This window comes from Amycolatopsis sp. NPDC004625, from assembly GCF_040609695.1.
Taxonomy (GTDB): Bacteria; Actinomycetota; Actinomycetes; order Mycobacteriales; family Pseudonocardiaceae; genus Amycolatopsis.
Genome location: NZ_JBEXKX010000123.1, coordinates 1 through 1314, shown reverse-complemented (window position 1 = coordinate 1314; position 1314 = coordinate 1). Strand labels below are relative to the sequence as shown.

General features: G+C 38.9%; 1 protein-coding gene and 1 pseudogene. One reads left to right on the top strand and one right to left on the bottom strand.

The genetic code is table 11. The features are described 5' to 3' along the window. Window positions 1-102 precede the first annotated feature (102 nt). Window positions 103-366 (bottom strand): type ISP restriction/modification enzyme, encoded by a 264-nt coding sequence (locus tag ABZW17_RS46700; RefSeq protein WP_354829479.1) that lies wholly within the window; start codon window positions 364-366, stop codon window positions 103-105. Between the two features lie 29 nt (window positions 367-395). Between ABZW17_RS46700 and ABZW17_RS46695 the strand changes: the two are divergent. Further along, a pseudogene (locus ABZW17_RS46695) lies at window positions 396-1240 on the top strand (IS3 family transposase); the annotation flags it as partial. Window positions 1241-1314 lie beyond the last annotated feature (74 nt).

Here is a 1314-nt window from a genome sequence, read left to right as displayed (position 1 = left end):
TTTTTGTAGCCATAGTGTCTCTCATTACCTTTAATTGTCCAGCGAGCAGCTGTATCCTTCTGTGCTCTTTTGTTCTTCGTCCAATTCACTGGTACCCTATTTTTATTCAATTATCTCTAAAGATGGCAAACTTTCTATTAAATCAATTGTTTGCATAGATACATTGATAATGGATAATAAGAGATTGAAAATATATTTTGGATTGTTTGAAAACTCGTTAGGGTCATCAACAATGCCAGATTTTTTATCTTTTTTCACTTGGTATTGGTCAATAATCCACTCAATTGCAGGCTTTCCGTTTACCACATACTCATAGGCACGTTCAGGAATGTCTGATATGGAAAGGTTATAATAAACTAGACACAAAGTTAAGAGAAATCGTGGAAAGGTTTATTATGGCAAGAAGAAAATTCGATAAACAATTTAAAACTTCTGCAGTAAAACTCATTCTTGAAGAGGGTTTCTCTGTTAAAGAAGTCAGCCAAGAGCTTGAGGTTCATGCCAATAGTCTTTATCGCTGGGTTCAAGAAGTTGAAGAATATGGAGAAAGTGCTTTTCCAGGCAATGGGACAGCCCTAGCTGATGCCCAACATAAGATTAAATTGTTAGAGAAAGAAAATCGTTATCTTCAGGAGGAACTTGAACTTCTAAAAAAGTTCCGGGTCTTCTTGAAGCGAAGCAAGTAAAACGTTTTGAATTTCTCTTGAAACATCATGGGAAGATAAAAATTAAGCATGCAGTAAAAGTTCTTAAGGTTTCTCGTTCAGGTTTCTATGAATACATGCATCGTCGTCCTTCAAAACAACAAGTGGAGAGAGAAATTCTCTCAGAGAAGATAAAAGCTGTCTTTCATGAGCATAAGGGACGCTATGGTGCGGTTAGAATTACCAAGGTACTTCATAATACTGGTATTATGACCAACACGAAACGTGTTGGGAAACTGATGCACTTGATGGGACTTTATGCCAAGGGAAGCCGTTATAAATATAAACATTACAACAGAAAAGGAGCTTCGCTTTCAAGCCCCAATTTAATTAATCAGATCTTTAAAGCAACAGCTCCTAATAAAGTATGGCTGGGAGACATGACCTATATCCCTACCAAAGAAGGCACCTTATACTTAGCCGTGAATATCGACGTTTTTTCACGTAAGATTGTAGGCTGGTCAATGTCTTCACGGATGCAAGATAAACTGGTGAGGGATTGCTTCTTACAAGCTTGTGGGAAAGAACATCCTCAGGCGATGCTCTCGTTCGACGTCTCGTTCCAGGAGATCTTCACGACCCTCTGCGGCGGCGGGGCGCTGCACCTGAT